We start from the raw sequence: 16,680 nt of genomic DNA on the forward strand, positions 1-16,680 counted from the left end.
CCGATGAGCGCGCGCGCGATCTTCCACCTGTTCCTGCATGCCGCCGTGCCAGCCCTGCTGGCATGGCTGTTCTGGCGCAAGCGCTTCGCCTCGGCGTGGTTGTTGATGCTGCTGGGCTGGATCATCGACCTGGACCATCTGCTGGCCGACCCGATCTATGCACCGAACCGCTGCAGCATTGGTTTCCATCCGCTGCACACCGCACCGGCCATTGCGGTCTATGCCGGGCTGTGCGTGCCGAAGAAAACGCGTTTGTTCGGCATCGGTCTGATCATCCACATCGTGCTGGACGCAATTGATTGCTGGTGGATGCACCACCGTTGATGCTTGCTGCACGGCGACCGGTCGGATTGGCGCTTGGTAGAGCCGGCCGCTGGCCGGTTTCCGCAGGGTGTTCCCGGTGACCACGTGGTTGCCGGCCAGCGGCCGGCACTACCCACCGTCAGGTTGGTCGTTTCACCCCACCGGCAGCCACAACGTCGCGCGCAGGCCCGGCTGTACATTCTCCAGCGCCACGCGTCCGCCATAACTGGCGGCGATATCTCCGACGATCGCCAGCCCCAATCCACTGCTGCCCACGCGCTCATCCAGCCGCACGCCACGCTGGGTGACCCGTTGCAGGGCGTCCGCGGCCAGGCCGGGGCCGTCGTCGCGGACCTCAATGCGCAACTGGCCGTCGTCGGCTTCCGCGCTGACCTGGACCTGCCGCTGTGCCCAGCGCCCGGCATTGTCCAGCAGGTTGCCCAGCATCTCTTCCAAGTCCGCACTGGCACCGGCGAACTGCAGCGTCGGGTCGATGCCCGCCGCCGTGAACGCGATGCCACGTTCGCCATGCACGCGTGCCATCAGCCGGCACATCGCCTGTGCGACAGCCGCCACGTCGGTGCGCTGGCGATGGTCGGCGGCCAGTCCTGCAGCCAGGTAACGGTCGACACTGGCCTGCATGCGCGCACTCTGCTCGCGCACGGTCGCCCGCCAGTCCGCGCCATCGCCGTCAGCTTCGGTGGCCAGCACGCTCAGCGGGGTTTTCAGCGCATGCGCCAGATCCTGTGCACTGGTGCGCGCACGCGCGACCATGCGTTGCTGGTGGTCCAGCAGTGCATTGAGTTCTTCGCCCAGTGGCGCAACCTCTGCCCCCAGGCCCTGCGTATCGATGCGTTGCGCGTCGCCGCGCCGTACCTGTTCCAGCTGCGCACCGAGGCGATGCAGTGGACGCAGGCCGAAGCGCACCTGGCTGGCCAGCACCGCCAGCCAGGCGGCGACCAGCACGCCCAGCGCGATGGCGGTGCGCTTGCGGAATGCAGCGACATCCGCATCCAACGCACTGCGATCAGTGGCAACCACGGCCACGAACGGTTCGCTGGCGCGCGGCAGGCGCACCTGCTGCACGCGTGCGCGCAGGGATTGCTGCAGCGGCCCGGGCAGGTTGCGGGTGGCCGGCCCGGCAACCGGCGCCGGCAGGGTTTCATCCCACAGCGAGCGTGACTGCAGCAGCACGCGGCCATCGGCACCGGCGATCTGCCAGTAGGCACCGGAGAACACGCGCTGGAAGCGTGCGTCATTGGGTTCCTGGCGCAGGCGCAGCTGTCCGTCCGCATCCACTTCGGCCTGCGCCAGCAGGGTCAGCATGTCCTGCTGCAGTTCGTGGTCGAGGCGGTCGCGCGCGCTGCGCTTGAACAGCTCGCCCAGCAACGCGCTGGCCAGCAGCGAGACCAGCAGCAGGCCGACGCCGCCGGCCAGCAGCAGGCGCCGTCGCAGCGATGGTTGCCGGCTCACGGCGCGGCCAGCCGCCAGCCCTGGCCGCGCACGGTCTGGATCAGGTCGATGCCGAGCTTGCGGCGCACGCGTCCGAGCAGCACGTCCAGTGCGTTGGAGTCTGGGTCGTGGCCACCGTCGAACACCTGCTCGCCCAGCCGGTCGCGGCCGATCACCTGTCCGCTGTGATGGATGAAGTAGCTGAGCAGGCGGAACTCCTGCGGGCTGAGGGCCAGCGCCTGCCCATCCAGCTCGAAGCGGCCGGCGTTGACGTCCAGCTGCAGCGGGCCGCAGTGCAGGCGCGGGCTGGCGTGGCCATGGCTGCGACGGATCAGTGCGCGCAGCCGCAGCACCAGTTCGTCGGCCTGGAACGGTTTGGTCAGGTAGTCGTCGGCGCCGGCATCGAAGCCGGCCAGCTTGTCGTGCCAGCGCCCGCGCGCAGTGAGCACCAGCACCGGAAAGCTGCGGCCATTGCCGCGCCAGCGCTCGATCACGCTCAGGCCATCCAGCCCGGGCAGGCCGAGGTCGACGATGGCGGCCTGCAGGTCTTCGACCTGGCCGATCTCCTCGGCCTCGCGGCCGTCGGCGACCACCGCCACCACATAGCCGGCCTGTTCCAGCAGAGGCACCAGGCGCTGTGCCAGTGCGGCATCGTCTTCGGCCAACAGGATGCGCATCAGTCGTCGAGCTCCGTCTTCAGCAGCTTTCCGCTGCGCGCATCATAGTCCAGCTCCACTACTACGCCGTCGCCGCGCAGGATCTCCACTTCGTAGACGCCGTCGTCCAGCTCCACTTCCAGCAGTTGGCCCGGGTAGCGCTTGAGCGCATCGCGCACCACGCTCTCCAGCGGCACGTAGCGGCCCTGCTGCACGGCACGGCGCGCGACCTGCTGCGCCGGGTCCTGTACGGGCGCGGCGGCGATCGGGGAGCCGGCCAGGGCCAGCAGCAGGGGCAGGGTGGGAAGCATGCGGGTGCAGAAAGAAAGAAGGAGGGGTTCAGGCGCGAGTGTGCCGGGGATGACTAACAGCCGGCTAACAGCCACGGCTAAGGCGCTGTTAACCGAGGCATGCATCGTGGCGTTGCCGGGATGGTCCGGCCACGAACACGAACAGGAGAACCCCCATGTTGAAGTCGCTCACCCTCGCCACCGTTGCCCTGCTGGCCATTGCACCGGCCGCACAGGCCGCACCGCTGGGCATGGCCCAGGTCGAACAGACCCTGCGCAAGGCCGGCTACACCCAGATCCACGAGATCGAACGCGATGACGGCCTGTGGGAAGCCGACGTGAGCCGCGCCGATGGCCGCTTCAGCGAAGTCTACGTGGACCCGAAGACCGGCGAGATCTTCGATGAGCACAGCGGCCGCGCGCTGCTGACCACCGAGCAGGTGCTGGCACGGGCGCAGTCGCATGGCCTGCGCGAGATCCATTCGCTGGAACGCGATGGGGCGACCTGGTCGCTGGAAGCCCGCAATGCCCGCAACCAGAAGGTGGAGGTGCGCCTGAGCGGTTACGACGGCCGCATCCTGCACAGCGAGCGCGATGGCTGGCTGGATTGATTCGCGCGCGGGCAGGTGCCGGCCGCTGGCCGGCAATCTCGTGATCGTTGTGCTCCGCAATCCTTGTCGTCGAAAAGTCGCAATGATTGACCTGGACTCTCGCGAGCAACTATGCGGCGCGAACCGTGCTCCTCGCTACAGAGTCATCCTGAGTAGAAGCCGAAACCATAGGACAGGAACCAGAACATGACCGCGCCATTGTAGATCCCATGCAACAATGCGCGCTGTAAGAGGCCGAACCTATGCTTCAGGGTGAGCCAGCTTAAAGTGAGCGAGAAGATAAACGCAGGGACAGCCATATCGCCGTGCGCCCACGCAAATATTGTTGAGACAATCAAGGTGGCAAGTATTCGAGGCGACACTAACCTCGAGAGCCAAGGCGGTGTAACGCCCTCGATACCCCTTAGTGCCAAGTGTCTCGCCAATTTTTCCTCAAAAAGTGGTGAAACAACCGCAGTCCCCAAAAATCCAGCAACTATGTCAAGGCGATTTAAGCTTTGAGGATCTGGGAAGGAAAAGCTCTTGGCTTCGGGGAGCGCGAAAAATACAAGCCACATGGCAAAGAATACTGCGGCGCCAGCTAATGCGATGCAGACTACTGCTACTGACCAAGGTCTGTGCGGCTCGCTAGGAAACAGCGCAACCAAGAGAGAGAACGCTGCCGCCTCAGTTACGATTTTGGCGCCATACATGCCGGCATCGGCTAAGAACATTCCAATAAAGCTCACGGCTACCCAGCTAACAGCTGCATAGATCAGGAAGTTCTCTGGGGTGGGTAGCGGCTTCCGCATTCGATCCTTGGATGGCAAACACTAAGAGAATGCCCCCGGTTGAATCGAGCCGGGGGCATTTGCGTCACCTTGCCATCAGGTTGTAAAGGTCGTACAGATCGCCAAGATAGGCAATGCCGCTGAACGGTGCAAACTGATCGTAGCGCCCTCTGCAGGTGTTGTGTCAAGGTTGAATATCGAGGAGGGCGACCATGTTCGTGTTCAGGATGGACTGCTGACAGTGAATGTTCCAAGAGTCACGTCTTCCGGTCGCGATTCTGTCTACCTTGCTCGATGCCCAGAAGAGCCGAATCGCAAGCGTAAGCGCAATCAGTGAGTTCCAGGATAGACAGTTTGCAGTCCAGCTGGACGGCGCCAAAGCGCAGCGTAGCGAGATGTTGCGGGAGCTAGCTCAGATTGAGTCTGAGATAAAAAGGCGCGGCGAGCAGGTTAGGATCGGTCGCGAAACGGTGTCTCGCTACAGAAGCGTGGAAGATCAGCGTTATGTGAGTCTCGTTCAGATCAACCAGCAAGAGCAATCAACACTTGAGATGGTCAACGCACAGCAGGCGCTCCAACGCCAGGCGACGTCAATTCGTAGGAGTCTGACTGAACTGGAGCAGCGCCTTGCGGAGATTCCACAGCAGAGGCTGTCGACCAAGGCCGCGTCTGAGCGTGACTTGGCGGCGCTGCGCCAGGAGGCCATTCGGATGGAGGCCGACGGTGAGCTCCTACTTCGGGCCCCCGTAGCTGGACTCGTCGCGAATCGTCTGGTTGAAGCTGGTCAGGCGGTGCAGGCCGGTCGAGCGATTCTCAGCCTGTTACCTGAAGGGTCTAAGCTGAGAGCGCAGCTGCTTGTCCCGAGTTCCGCAATAGGCTTCGTAAAGGTGGGTGATCGAGTTCTACTGAGGTACCAAGCGTATCCATACCAAAAGTTCGGTACTCATGAGGGGACCGTAATTCGTATATCCAGAAGCGCACTGTTGAAAGGCAAGGACAGCAGCGATCCAAACCAATCCCTCTATCGTGTCCTCGTTTCGCTGGACCGCCAGGACGTTCTAGCATATGGAAATCGGGAGCCGCTGCGTCCTGGCATGCAGCTTGAGGCGGACATCATGGGGGAGCGCCGAAGGCTCTATGAGTGGTTGCTTGAGCCACTCTACTCTGTCACGGGAAAATTTGGAGAATAGCCGCTGCGTGCTGCGTTCTCCTGGGGTGGCCCTCACCCCGGGCCCAGACTCGGGAAGGGGCGGGTTCCCCTAAACATGCCATGTTGCTGATCATAGACTTCACTGACTTTCGTTGGAGCGAAAATCCTGACTGGTTGATCTGGCAATTCGGCAGTGCGATCGGACGGCAGATCTATCGGCTAGCCCTTATTGGCAGCCTTCCGCTTAATCAACGGATGGCGCCGCCCCTGCTGCCCCTTTTTTTGCCTGCGCTTACACATCTGCGCCGTGGCTCTTGGCGGCGGCGTTAGGCTCGCTCGTAGTTCAATGGGCGCCGTTCCTGCCGCAGCCTCGGGTCATTCGGCGGTCGGCACTACAGTGCGGTTGCCGCCCAGGCATGTGCAGCGGTAGCAGCCGACCTTGGTCGGCCCAGGCCTGGCGCGGGGCTTACCAGCCGTACGGCGGCGGGTAGTCCCAATAGCCCGGGCCGCGGCCGTAATAGCCGCCATACGGGCCGAAGAAGCCCGGGCCCTTGCCCTCGCTCACATGGATGTTGACGTTGACCCCGTGGGTCTTGCCCTCATCGGTGGTGTAGTTCTTGCTCAAATTCAGCGTGGCCGCGTTGTAGTGGCTGTTGCCGCCGTTCTTCGAATAGCCGATGCCGGTGGTGAAGCTGCCGGACACCTTGACCTTGTCGTCGGTGACGTCGGCGATCTTCGCGTCGTCGTGCACGCGCGGGCCGCTCTTGTCGCCGTAATAGGTGCCCGGCGGGTCCTGCTGCAGGGCCGGGTCGTTGAGGTAGCGCAGCGGCGCCTGCGGCAGCGTCAGGTCCAGGCCGGCAGCCTGCGGCGCGGTAGCGCCAGCGGCGGACTGGGCCAGCACGGTTCCCGGCAGGGCCAGGCACAGCAGCAGGGTCAGGGGGCGGATCATGACGGTGCTCCAGCGGACAGGTGGCCGCGCAACACGCGGCGGTACAGGCCGACGCTAGCAGGGGTTGCTTGAATGATGCCTGTCGGCGCCGGATTGGGGTAGAGCCGGCCGCGGCCGGCTGCAGGTCACAACCGCCCGAACCCGAACAGCCCTTCCAGCGCATGCTTGCGCCGCTCGATCCGGGCCCGCAGCAGCTGGGCGCCGATCATCGAATAGGTGATGCCGTTGCCACCGTAGGCCATGGCGAAATGCACCCGCGGGCCCCACTGCGGGTGCGGGCCGAAGAAGGGCAGGCCGTCGGCGGTTTCGGCGAAGGTGCCGGCCCAGGAAAAGGCGGGCACCGGGTCTAGGCGCGGGAACCAGTGCAGGAGCTGATCCATCAGCTTGTCGGCCTTGCGCTGCACGCGCCGGTCGCGCCGCGCCGGGATATCGATGGCGTCGTCCAGGCCACCCACCAGCAGGCGGCGGTCGCCGGTGGCGCGCAGGTACAGGTACGGGCGTGCGCTCTCCCACACCATCGTGCGCTGCAGCCGGCCCAGCGTGTCCGCATCGATCGGGTCGGTGATGAAGGCGTAGCTGCTGCGGTTGCGCGCAACCCGCTGTTCAAGCCAACGCTGGTTGGCGTAGCCCATGGCCAGGACCACGTGGCGGGCACGGACCGTGGCGCCGGCCTCGGTCATCGCGGTTACGCCCTGCGCGCCAGGCTTCAGCGTGTGCAGCACGGTGCGGTCGTGCACATGGCCGCCGCGACGGCGCACTCGTTTGAGCAGGTCGTAGGTGAGGCAGTAGGGATCGACCCGCGCCGCCTGGCGGGTCAACAGGGCGCCGCCGGCATCCACGTCGAAGCGTTCGCGCAGGGCTTCGCGGTCCAGCCAACGCGCGTCCAGTCCAATATCACGGCGTGCAGCTCCTTCGGCCATCAGGCGCGGCACGTCGCGCCGCCGGCTGGCCAGGTACAGGCTGTCCATCTGCCGGAAGTCCACCTCCTTCAGCCCGCGTGCCACTTCAGCCAGTGCCGGGATCGCGTCAGCACAGGCAAGGTAGGCCAGGGCGGCGGCATCCTTGCCATAGCGCTCGGCCAGTTCCAGCAGATGGGTATCGATCTCATACTGCAACAGCGCGGTGCTGGCCGCCGTGCTGCCCCAGCCGATGTCGCGCTGCTCGATCACCGCCACCTCGTGGCCGTGGGCGGACAGTTCGTCGGCGATCAGCGCACCGGTGATGCCGCCACCGACCACCAGCACGTCGCAGCGCAGATCCTGCTTCAGCGGGGGAAACGCCTGCAGCAGTCCGTTGCGCACTGCCCACCAGGGGTAGCCACTTTTCAGGTCCATGCGTGGTCGTGCTCAGGCGGTGGGGTGGCCGGTATGCGGGGTCTGGATCAGTTCGGACAGATCGAAGCCCTGCAGGCGGGCCGCGGCCAGATAATGGTCCTGCACGGTCGCGTCCAGGCGTGGCTCGCGCGCCAGCAGCCACAGGTACTTGCGATCCGGGCTGCCGACCAGCGAGACGCTGTAGTCCGGGGCGACCTGGATCACCCAGTAGTCGCCCTTGGCGAACGGCAGCCAGCGCAGGCCCTTGGGCAGGAAGCTGACTTCCAGGCGCGCGCTGTCGTTGTCGACGGCGCAGGCCTCGCCGGTGGCCTCTTCGATCTCGCCATCCATGCGGCAGCGGTTGGTGACGCCGACGTTGCCGTTGTCGAGCAGGGTGTAGTGCGCCGATACATCGGTGCAGCCTTCCGGCTCGTGGCGCATCGGCAGGCGCGCGATCTCGTACCAGGTGCCCAGGTAGCGCGGCAGCTTGAGGTCGGCGACGGTCTTCAGCGGCGGGTGCTCGGTCATCGGTCATCGTGGCAGGGGCGGGCCTCCACGATGCCGATGGGCTCGCCATGGGCGGGTGAAGCCGGGGCGATGGCCGCGTCCAGAACGATCCGTCGCCGATGCGACGTGCCTGTTGTCACCGGCATGGCGGTATCCTGCCGCCAGCGCCGTGTTTTCCTGATCCAACCGAGGTGGAGGTGCCGATGTACCAGGTGATCCTGTTGAAGAGTGAATCCGCGTTCGCGCGCGAACAGTGGCCGCAGGTCGACGACCTGGTCGACTACGAGGGCGTCAGCTACAGCCTGCGAGCCGGCCCGCGCCAGCCACTGCCGACCGACCACGAGTGGCACCCGGTGGCGGTATATGCGCCCGATGAGATCACCGAGGAAGAGTTCCAGGACTGGTACGCGCTGCAGCAGCCGACCGTGGAAGAGCTGCGCCTGAAGTACTGATACTGCTGCACGTCCCCCATCCGCCGTTTACCGCCTGTGCCGTATAGTCGCGCGCAGGCGCGGTGGTCCGCGCGAACCGGTGTGGCTGCGTGTCTTCTTTCCTGCGATCGATCCGTGCACGGGGGCCCTGGTGGGTCCTGCTGCTGTGCACTGCCTTCCTGCTGTCCGCGCCGGTGCTGGCACAGGAGGAGGACCCCACGCCCAAGCAGCAGCTGGCGGACATCGATTCGCGGTTGAAGGATGTCGAGCGCAAGCGTGGCGATGCGGAAGCCACCGAGACGCTGGCGATGCTGTCCGAGAATGCCTCGCAGGCACGGCGTGACGCCGAGGCACTGGAAAAGGCACTGCAGCCCCAGCTGGATCGCATCAACGAGCAGCTGGCGCAGCTGGGAACGCCTGCCGAGGGCACCACGGAGCCGCCGGAGCTGGCAGCGCAGCGACGGGCCATAACCAGGCAGCGCGACGGGCTGGCCGCGTCGGTGGCCCAGGCCAAGGCCAGTGCCGTGCGTGCACAGCAGCTGGCGACCGACATCGAACAGCAGCGCACCGCACAACGCACGGAAGAACTGGGCCAGAAGGTCGCCTCGCCGCTGTCGCCTGCGTTGTGGAGCAAGGTGGCCGAGCGTCTGCCGATCGATATCGCGCGCGTTGCGCCGTTGGCCGAGCAGGGGCGTGACGCGCTGGTCGCCGGCATCCGCGCCCATGGCTGGGGCACGCCGTTGCTGGGCCTGCTGGCCGCGCTGGTGATGATGTTCCCGCTGCGGTTGTGGCTGCGCAGGCTGGGGCGGCAGTTCGCCGCGTCCGAGCGCGCGCCTGATGGACGACTGCGCCGGTCTGGCCTGGCGATGTGGCTGCTGCTGGTGGGCACGCTGCTGCCCGGTTATGCGGTAGTGGTGCTGATGGCGGCGCTGGATGCGATCGATGCCATCGCGCCGCGCCTGCAGGTGGTGGCTGACGGCCTGGAGACCGCCACCTTCCGTGCGGCCTTCATTGCCGCGCTCAGCGCCTGCCTGCTGGTGCCCAAGCGCCCGTCATGGCGGCTGTTGAACCTGGACGACACCGCCGCGCTGAAGCTGCGCAAGTATGCCTGGGGCGCGGCGGTGCTGGCCTGGCTGAGCACGGTGCTGGTGGCCCTCGACCAGGCTACGCGCACCAGCGACGTCACCACGGTGGCGTTGGACGGCCTGATTGCCCTGACCTACCTCGGCCTGATCATGGCCATGCTGGTGACCCTGGCGCGCCTGCATCGGCGGCAGACCGCCGAGGCCGAGGCCAAGCTGGAAGCACAGGCCGATGGCGTGGGAGCAACCACGCCCGTGCGCCGCAGCAGCTGGCTGGTACTGGCCCGGGTAGCGGGCAACATCGCGGTGGTGGCCGCCATCGTTGCCACGTTGCTGGGCTACCTGAATTTCGCCAAGTTCGTGAACCAGCAGCTGATCGGCGGCAGCATCGTAGTGCTGGCCGCAACCCTGCTGTTCAAGTTCGTCGATGACCTGAGCACCTGGATGCTCAACGCCGACAGCAAGGTCGGCCAGACCATCCTGCTCAGCACCGGCCTGAGCGTATCGCGGCTGGAACAGGCGGGCGTGCTGCTGTCGGCGGCGTTGCGCACCATCGTCGTACTGATCGCGCTGCTGGCGTTGGTGGCACCGTTCGGCAACATCGGCGCGGTGGTGGAGCGCTTCTCCTCGCTGTTCACGTCTGGATTCGACATTGGCGGAACCAAGCTGGAGCCGGTGCGCATCGTGCTGGCGGTGCTGGTGCTGCTGGCTGGCCTGGCCGTTACCCAGCTGGTACAGCGCTGGCTGACCGACACCTACCTGCCCAAGACCGAGCTGGACCTGGGCGCGCGCAATTCGGTGAGTACCGTTGCCCGCTATGTGGGGATCATCATCGCGGTGATCTGGGCGCTGAGCGCGATGGGGCTGCAGCTGAGCAAGCTGGCCCTGCTGGTCAGCGCGCTGTCGGTGGGTATCGGTTTCGGCCTGCAGGTGATCACCCAGAACTTCGTCTCCGGCCTGATCCTGCTGGCCGAGCGGCCGGTGAAGATCGGTGACTGGGTGAAGCTGGGTGACCAGGAGGGCGACATCCGCCGCATCAGCCTGCGTTCGACCGAGATCCAGGTGGGCGACAAGTCGACGTTGATCGTGCCCAACTCCGAGCTGGTCACCAAGACCGTGCGCAACATGACGATGGGCAACAACCAGGGCCGCATCCAGATCCAGTTCGCGGTGCCGCCCAGCACGGATGTCGGCAATCTGCGGCAGGCGCTGCTGGATGCGTACACCGCGCACGCGAATGTGCTGAAACAGCCGGCACCGACGGTCTACATCGACAGCATTGCCGGTGGCCAGATCACCATCAACAGCTTCGCTTACGTTGCCAGCCCGCGGCAGGTGTACGCCACCCGCAGCGACCTGTACTTCAGCCTGCTGCAGATCCTGGCCGAGCGGAACATTCCGCTGTCGACCCCGACCGACATCCACATCATCCGCGATCCGCAGTAGTGCCGGCCGCTGGCCGGCAAGCTCAGTAGCAACAGCAACAGCAACAGCAACAGCGTGCATTCCGTGGGATGGCGGGGCGGTGCCGGAGTGCGGGGACGCCGTGAATCCTTCCATGGAGGCTTGGCAGCCGCATCCATGCGGCTGACACCCCACACTCCGGCACCGCCCCGCCTTCGACAGATTTCCGCGATCTGTTGGAATTGCTTTTGGGGTCAGATCCGTTTTCCGGAGGAAAACGGATCTGACCCCATTTTGATTTTCGATAACTGACAGAGTGTGTCGACCAAGGTCGACACCCACCAACAGCACACGGAATCTGTCAAAGGTGGGGCGGTGTGGGTTGGCAGGACCGTTGGCGCCATGGATGGCGCCAACGAGCCCCCATGGACGGGTTTACGGCGTGTCCTGCCAACCCACACCGCCCCGCCATCCCACGGAATGCCAGCTGTTGCTGTTGCTTCTGAGGTTGCCGGCCAGCGGCCGGCACTACCACGGGTGCAGGGCGCAGCCCTGCAAATAGCCCTACCCCCGCGGTCGGCTGCGCGAGGGCACCAGTGCGAATGTATCCACCGCCAGCTTCTCGGCGTGGTTCAACCACGCGCGGATCTCCAGATCGTCCACTTCGTGATCCAGCCCGAACGACACGTTGATCTTGCCGTTGGCATCGGGCTGCACCCACTGCTGGGCCAGCACCACCTTGCGCTGCGAGGACACCGCTTCGATCCAGAAGCCGCGGTCCGGGCGAGTGCTCGCCACCAGTTGCAGCATGTACTGGCCGGCACGCGTACGGCGTCCCTTCTGGGTGATCATGTGTGCCTGGCGCACGCTCGGGCGCGGGCCCTGGAGCGTATCCAGCGGTGCATCCACCGCGATGCCACCGCGCAGGTCGTTGTCGCGGTACAGCTTGATGCCATTGTCGCGGTTGACGAGCAGGGCGCACCAGTCGCCGTCGGCCGAGCCGTCCTCGAACGCGGTACAACGGTCGACGTAGGCCAGGGTGTTGTCCGGGTTGGCATCATCGAACTGGCGCGAGGTGTTTTCCAGATACACGGACTTCAGGCCCCAATCCTTGTCGTACTCCAGCAGCACCGGCGGTTGCACGTGCTGCAGGCCAACGACCACCTGGTCATCGCCATCGATCTTCAGCTCGCGGGTCGGCTGGCCCAGCCACAGCGAACGGGCGAAGGCCAGGTACTGCGGGTAGTCGCGGCCATTATCGCGGCGTGCGGCCACGCTGGCGCTGGGCGCGCGCTGCGGGTCGATCAGCGAACGGCCAAAGCCCATCGTCTTCAGGTTCGGGTCCAGCAGGCTGAGCAGGGTCGCACCGGAATCCAGGGTGGTGCCAGCGTCGGCACTGAGCTGCTGCGGGGCAATGTCGTCGCCGAGGAACAGCAGCAGGTTCTCGCGCTTCTGCTTGGCCAGCACGTGGCTGAGATCGTTGGGCATCGCCAGGTGGTCGGAGGCGATCACGATCAGCGTGTCCTTCCCATACGGGCTGGCCTGGATTCGCTCGACCAGCTGTGAGATCAGGCGGTCGGTGCACTTGAGTGCATTGAGCAGGCCGATGTTGCCGTACCCGCTCCGGTAGCGCTCGCCCTTGCACGACACCGGCAGGTGGCCCGCCGGGTGGTGGGTGTCCATGGTCAGCGTGGTCAGCATGAACGGTGAACCGGCGCGCGAGAGCTGCTCGAAGCGCTGGTAGGCGGTGTCCAGCAGCACGTCGTCGTGCACGCCCCAGGCCGAGTAGTGGATGCGGCCGATCTTCTTCTGCTGCTTGAACCATGCCAGGTCATGCACTTCGTCAAAGCCATGGCTGGCCAGGAACTGGCCCTTGCCGGCGAACTGGCCGTTGGCGCCGCCCAGGTAATGGTTGGTGTAGCCCTGCTGCTTCAGGTAGTCGCCCAGGCACACCGCCTTGGGCAGGAAACTGCCCATGCGGTCCATGCTGTTCTCGTCGCCCTGCGAGGTGGTCAGCGGCACGCCGCACATTGACGACACCAGGCCGGCGATGGTCCAACCGCTGCCTTCGGCCGAGGCCAGGCCACGCACGTCAAGCGACTTGGACGCCAGGCGGTTGAGGTTGGGCATCAGGCCGGGAAACACGGCCTCGTCCAGATAGGTGCGTTCCAGGCTTTCACCGTAGATCCATACGATGTTGCGCGGGCGCTGCAGCGGTTGAGTCGGCACCTGGTACTCGGGGGCGATACGGGCGAAATCGACCGGGCGCAGCTGCTGGTAGAGGCGTTGGCCGTCACGGGCCAGCGGGCTGATCAGGATCGTGGCCACCCACACGGTCGCGAAGCCGGCGAACAGCGCGCCACCGTGGCCGGGCCGGCGCCAGCGCTTCACCCGCGTGGCAAACAGCGGCAGCAGCGAGACCAGCGCCAGCACGATGAAGCCGGCGATGTAGCCCTTGAAGTCGGAGACACCAGCGCCTTCCATGTCGGCGCCGAGGTGATAAAGCGTGGCGGCGTTGAGCCCATCACCGGACAGCTTGTCGATCAGCCACCACGCGCTGAGCATCAGCAACAGCAGCGAGAATGCACCGGCCTTCCACCACACCCACTTGTCGGACGCGAGGAACAGCCAGCACAGCAGCAACAACGACAACAGCAGTATCCAGAGCATAGGCAGCTTCGGCAGTGACGGGGTGGTGGCGATGGACGTCGTACCGACGCGTGTCCATCCGACCGGCGCTGCTGCAAGCACATCCACATGACAGGCCGATGACCCGATAGTGCATGCACGAAGCTGACTGAAATGTTTGTTGAAAGGATGCGCGTGCAATCACGCCGCGAAGGTAAAACGAGCGTGAAAGGCTTCGTTGGATTGCATTAAAAACCGCATGAATACGCGGCTTTTCGCCAATGCATCAGCGGTGCCCGCGTTCCTCGCGCGCCCGCGCGCGGCGATCGAACAGCAATGCACTGGTAACGATGCCCAGCCCCAGCACCACGCCGATCAACAGCAGTATCAGTGCGATGAGGGGATAGCCAAACAGGTGCCAGCCGGTGTCGATCTTCATCATCATTGCCGCAGCCATGATCAACGCGGCGCTGATGATGCCGGCCGCCACGCGGTTGGCGATCTTCTGCAGGTTCTCCATCAGGCGTGATTCTTCCAGCCCGGTCACCTTCATCTGCAGGCGGTTCTCGGCCAGCAGCGCCATGATGTCCGACAGCTTGCGCGGCCCGTCGCGCAGCAGCTGCTGCAGCTCCATCGCCTCGCTGGCGATGTTGGCCGCCGACAGGGATTTCTTCAGGCGCGCGCGCATCACGTGCTGCAGCTGGCGCTCGACGATGCGGCGCGTGTCCAGCTCCGGCGCCAGCAGCCGGCACACGGTTTCCAGGTTGAGCAGGGCCTTGCCCAGCAGGCTCAGTTCCGGCGGCGTGCGCAGCCCGCAGGCAGTGGCGATGCGCACCATGTCCAGCACCACGCGGCCTTCGGAGAAACTGCCACTGGCGGCGTAGCGCGCGATCAGCTGGCCGGTCTCGCGCAGGTAGCGCTCTTCGTCGAAGGCCTCCAGCCGCGTACTGATGCTGATCAGATCGTCGGCCACTTCTTCGCCGCGGCCATCGACGGCGGCGAACAGGATCTTCAGCAGCCGCTCGCGCAGGCGCGGCGGCATGTGCGCGACCATGCCCAGGTCGAAGATCGCCAGCCGGCCATCGGGCATCACCCGCAGGTTGCCCGGGTGCGGGTCGGCATGGATCTCGCCATGCACGAAGATCTGGTCCAGGTAGCCGCGGATCAGCGCCGCTGCCAGCGGATCCATGTCCTGCTCGGTGCGGCGCACGCCAGAGATCGCATCCACACGCACGCCGGTGGCGAGCTCCATGGTCAGCACGCGCTGGCTGCTGTAGTCCCAGATCGGCTGCGGTACCCACAGGCGGCGGAAGGGCCGCAGATGCCGTCCGAAGCGGGCCAGGTTCTCGGCCTCGGTGTGGTAGTCCAGCTCCTGCATCAGGGTCTTGGCGAACTCGTTGAGCCAGTCGCGCAGGCGCACGCGGCGGCCCACCTGGGTCAGATGATCGGCGGCCAGCGCAAAGCTGCGCAGCGCTTCCAGGTCCGAGCGCAGCTGCGCGGCCACTTCAGGCTTCTGCACTTTCACTGCCACCTGGCGGCCATCGTGCAGCACCGCGCGATGTACCTGCGCGATCGACGCACAACCCAACGGCTCGGGATCGAACGAGGCAAACAGCTTGTTCACCCCCACCCCCAGCTCCTGCTCGATGATGGCGTGGATGCGCTCGACCGGGATCGGCGCCACCTTTTCCTGCATGCGTTCCAGGGCGGTGGCGAACTCCACCGGCACCATGTCCGGGCGGGTGGACAGCATCTGGCCCAGCTTGACGAAGGTCGGCCCCAGGGCCTCCAGGTCACTGACGAACTGTTCCGGGTTGCCATCGGCGGGCACGTCGGCCTGGTTGCTGGCGGCGTCCAGATTCATGCCGGAGAACACGCCCGAATGGCGGTAGCGCAGCAGCAGGCGCAGGATCTGGCTGCGCCGGTTCATGCCTTTGACCAGCGGAGGATTGCCATTGGCGGTGGGCGGATTGCTCAAGCGGAACTCCCATGCGGCAAGGACGGTAGTGCCGGCCGCTGGCCGGCTATGTCCGGATTCGGCAGTGTCGCCGGGGGAAGGTGGGCATGCGGTGAACCCCGCAGCTATCGCAGAGGCCGGCGGATCGGTCAGAATCCGCTCATTCCCATTCTTGGACGCCCCATGGCCGGTGCCAGCCTGTTTGCCCTGCTCGACGATATCGCCTCCCTGCTCGACGATGTCTCGGTCCTGACCAAGGTCGCGGCGAAGAAGACCGCCGGTGTGCTGGGCGACGATCTGGCGCTGAACGCGCAGCAGGTGACCGGAGTCAACGCCAACCGCGAACTGCCGGTGGTCTGGGCGGTGGCCAAGGGCTCGCTGGTCAACAAGGTCATCCTGGTGCCGGCGGCGCTGGCGATCAGTGCGCTGGAAGCCTGGCTGCACAGCCGCGGCTGGAACGTGCCGCTGATCGTGCCGCTGATGATGATCGGCGGTGCCTTCCTGTGCTTCGAAGGCGTGGAGAAGCTGGCGCACCGCTTCCTGCATTCCTCCGATGACGATGCCGAGCGCCAGGCCGAACGCCGCAAGGCGCTGGCTGACGCGCAGGTGGACATGGTCGCGTGGGAGAAGGACAAGGTGAAGGGCGCGATCCGCACCGACTTCATCCTTTCGGCCGAGATCATCGTGCTCACCCTGGGCGTGGTCGCCACTGCGTCGTTCACCAACCAGATCCTCACGCTGAGCGTGGTCGCACTGGCGATGACCCTGTTCGTCTATGGGCTGGTGGCGGGCATCGTCAAGCTCGATGACGTTGGGCTGTACCTGTCGCGCAAGGGCGGTGCCATTGCCGCCTTCGGTCGCGGGCTGGTGGCGTCGGCGCCGTGGCTGATGAAGTTCCTGTCGGTGGCCGGCACCATCGCCATGTTCCTGGTCGGCGGCGGCATCCTGGTGCACAACGTGCCGGCCCTGCACCACGCGGTGCAGGCGCTGGGCGGCGAAGGGCAGTGGGGCTGGCTGGTGAGCGCGGTGGGCAACATGGTGGTCGGCATCATCGCCGGCGCCATCGTGCTGGCAGCGGTGACCGGGTTCCAGAAGCTGCGCGGGAAATGATCTGTAGAGCCGAGCCCACGCTCGGCTGCTCTACGGCGCTGCGCGCCGCCGCCTGAGCATGGGCTCG

General features: G+C 65.7%; 14 protein-coding genes and 1 pseudogene. 6 read left to right on the plus strand and 9 right to left on the minus strand.

What is annotated here, in order from left to right; translation table 11 throughout:
* The first annotated feature begins 3 nt into the window (after positions 1–3).
* On the plus strand, positions 4–324 hold the full coding sequence (locus tag AC5P8U_RS03925; protein ID WP_005411369.1) for a DUF6122 family protein: 321 nt from the start codon (positions 4–6) through the stop codon (positions 322–324).
* A gap of 132 nt (positions 325–456) precedes the next feature.
* Here AC5P8U_RS03925 and AC5P8U_RS03930 read toward each other — a convergent pair whose 3' ends face one another.
* From AC5P8U_RS03930 to AC5P8U_RS03940, 3 genes are read right to left on the minus strand one after another with little or no spacing between them, the layout of a single operon-like run.
* The gene (locus AC5P8U_RS03930; protein WP_447897019.1) at positions 457–1,776 is read right to left on the minus strand and encodes a sensor histidine kinase; all 1,320 of its coding nucleotides are present in this window, start codon (positions 1,774–1,776) and stop codon (positions 457–459) included.
* The gene (locus tag AC5P8U_RS03935) at positions 1,773–2,432 is read right to left on the minus strand and encodes a response regulator transcription factor (protein WP_447897018.1); all 660 of its coding nucleotides are present in this window, start codon (positions 2,430–2,432) and stop codon (positions 1,773–1,775) included. Before AC5P8U_RS03935 ends, AC5P8U_RS03930 begins: the two co-directional genes overlap by 4 nt.
* Positions 2,432–2,722 carry a PepSY domain-containing protein gene (locus AC5P8U_RS03940; RefSeq protein WP_072167931.1) on the minus strand — a complete coding sequence of 97 codons (291 nt, stop codon included), beginning with the start codon at positions 2,720–2,722 and terminating at the stop codon, positions 2,432–2,434. Before AC5P8U_RS03940 ends, AC5P8U_RS03935 begins: the two co-directional genes overlap by 1 nt.
* A 155-nt stretch (positions 2,723–2,877) precedes the next feature.
* Here AC5P8U_RS03940 and AC5P8U_RS03945 point away from each other — a divergent pair, with 155 nt between their 5' ends.
* Positions 2,878–3,312, plus strand: coding sequence for a PepSY domain-containing protein (locus AC5P8U_RS03945; RefSeq protein WP_072167930.1), 435 nt, complete (start codon positions 2,878–2,880; stop codon positions 3,310–3,312).
* A 143-nt stretch (positions 3,313–3,455) separates the two neighbouring features.
* Here AC5P8U_RS03945 and AC5P8U_RS03950 read toward each other — a convergent pair whose 3' ends face one another.
* On the minus strand, positions 3,456–4,103 hold the full coding sequence (locus AC5P8U_RS03950) for a CPBP family glutamic-type intramembrane protease (protein WP_227836812.1): 648 nt from the start codon (positions 4,101–4,103) through the stop codon (positions 3,456–3,458).
* A 224-nt stretch (positions 4,104–4,327) separates the two neighbouring features.
* On the opposite strand from AC5P8U_RS03950, the gene AC5P8U_RS03955 reads away from it, so the two are divergent.
* A complete protein-coding gene (locus AC5P8U_RS03955) occupies positions 4,328–5,272 on the plus strand; it encodes an HlyD family secretion protein (RefSeq protein ID WP_494525127.1) in 945 nt (314 codons plus the stop codon).
* 426 nt (positions 5,273–5,698) lie between these two features.
* On the opposite strand, the gene AC5P8U_RS03960 is transcribed toward AC5P8U_RS03955, so the two are convergent.
* The 3 genes from AC5P8U_RS03960 to AC5P8U_RS03970 all read right to left on the minus strand — a co-directional run bounded on the left by AC5P8U_RS03960 (position 5,699) and on the right by AC5P8U_RS03970 (position 8,022).
* Positions 5,699–6,181 (minus strand): hypothetical protein, encoded by a 483-nt coding sequence (locus tag AC5P8U_RS03960; RefSeq protein WP_065178855.1) that lies wholly within the window; start codon positions 6,179–6,181, stop codon positions 5,699–5,701.
* A 125-nt stretch (positions 6,182–6,306) separates the two neighbouring features.
* Positions 6,307–7,515 carry an NAD(P)/FAD-dependent oxidoreductase gene (locus AC5P8U_RS03965; RefSeq protein WP_495213932.1) on the minus strand — a complete coding sequence of 403 codons (1,209 nt, stop codon included), beginning with the start codon at positions 7,513–7,515 and terminating at the stop codon, positions 6,307–6,309.
* Positions 7,516–7,527: 12 nt separating this feature from the next.
* On the minus strand, positions 7,528–8,022 hold the full coding sequence (locus AC5P8U_RS03970; protein WP_005419954.1) for a lipocalin family protein: 495 nt from the start codon (positions 8,020–8,022) through the stop codon (positions 7,528–7,530).
* Between the two features lie 182 nt (positions 8,023–8,204).
* On the opposite strand from AC5P8U_RS03970, the gene AC5P8U_RS03975 reads away from it, so the two are divergent.
* Together AC5P8U_RS03975 and AC5P8U_RS03980 are read left to right on the plus strand one after the other, a co-directional pair.
* Positions 8,205–8,453, plus strand: a complete 249-nt coding sequence (locus tag AC5P8U_RS03975) for a hypothetical protein (RefSeq protein WP_005419952.1) — start codon at positions 8,205–8,207, stop codon at positions 8,451–8,453.
* Positions 8,454–8,542: 89 nt separating this feature from the next.
* Positions 8,543–10,960 carry a DUF3772 domain-containing protein gene (locus tag AC5P8U_RS03980; protein ID WP_495213934.1) on the plus strand — a complete coding sequence of 806 codons (2,418 nt, stop codon included), beginning with the start codon at positions 8,543–8,545 and terminating at the stop codon, positions 10,958–10,960.
* 522 nt (positions 10,961–11,482) lie between these two features.
* Here the strand turns inward: AC5P8U_RS03980 and AC5P8U_RS03985 are convergent.
* Together AC5P8U_RS03985 and AC5P8U_RS03990 are read right to left on the minus strand one after the other, a co-directional pair.
* Positions 11,483–13,588 (minus strand): phosphoglycerol transferase I, encoded by a 2,106-nt coding sequence (locus tag AC5P8U_RS03985; RefSeq protein WP_495213935.1) that lies wholly within the window; start codon positions 13,586–13,588, stop codon positions 11,483–11,485.
* Positions 13,589–13,832: 244 nt separating this feature from the next.
* Positions 13,833–15,479 (minus strand): annotated as a pseudogene (locus AC5P8U_RS03990) (ABC1 kinase family protein); the annotation flags it as partial.
* Between the two features lie 207 nt (positions 15,480–15,686).
* Here AC5P8U_RS03990 and AC5P8U_RS03995 point away from each other — a divergent pair.
* Positions 15,687–16,613 (plus strand): DUF808 domain-containing protein, encoded by a 927-nt coding sequence (locus AC5P8U_RS03995; protein WP_111008320.1) that lies wholly within the window; start codon positions 15,687–15,689, stop codon positions 16,611–16,613.
* The last annotated feature ends 67 nt before the right edge of the window (positions 16,614–16,680 follow it).

It is taken from the genome of Stenotrophomonas sp. YJH_SMC_81, assembly GCF_059370875.1.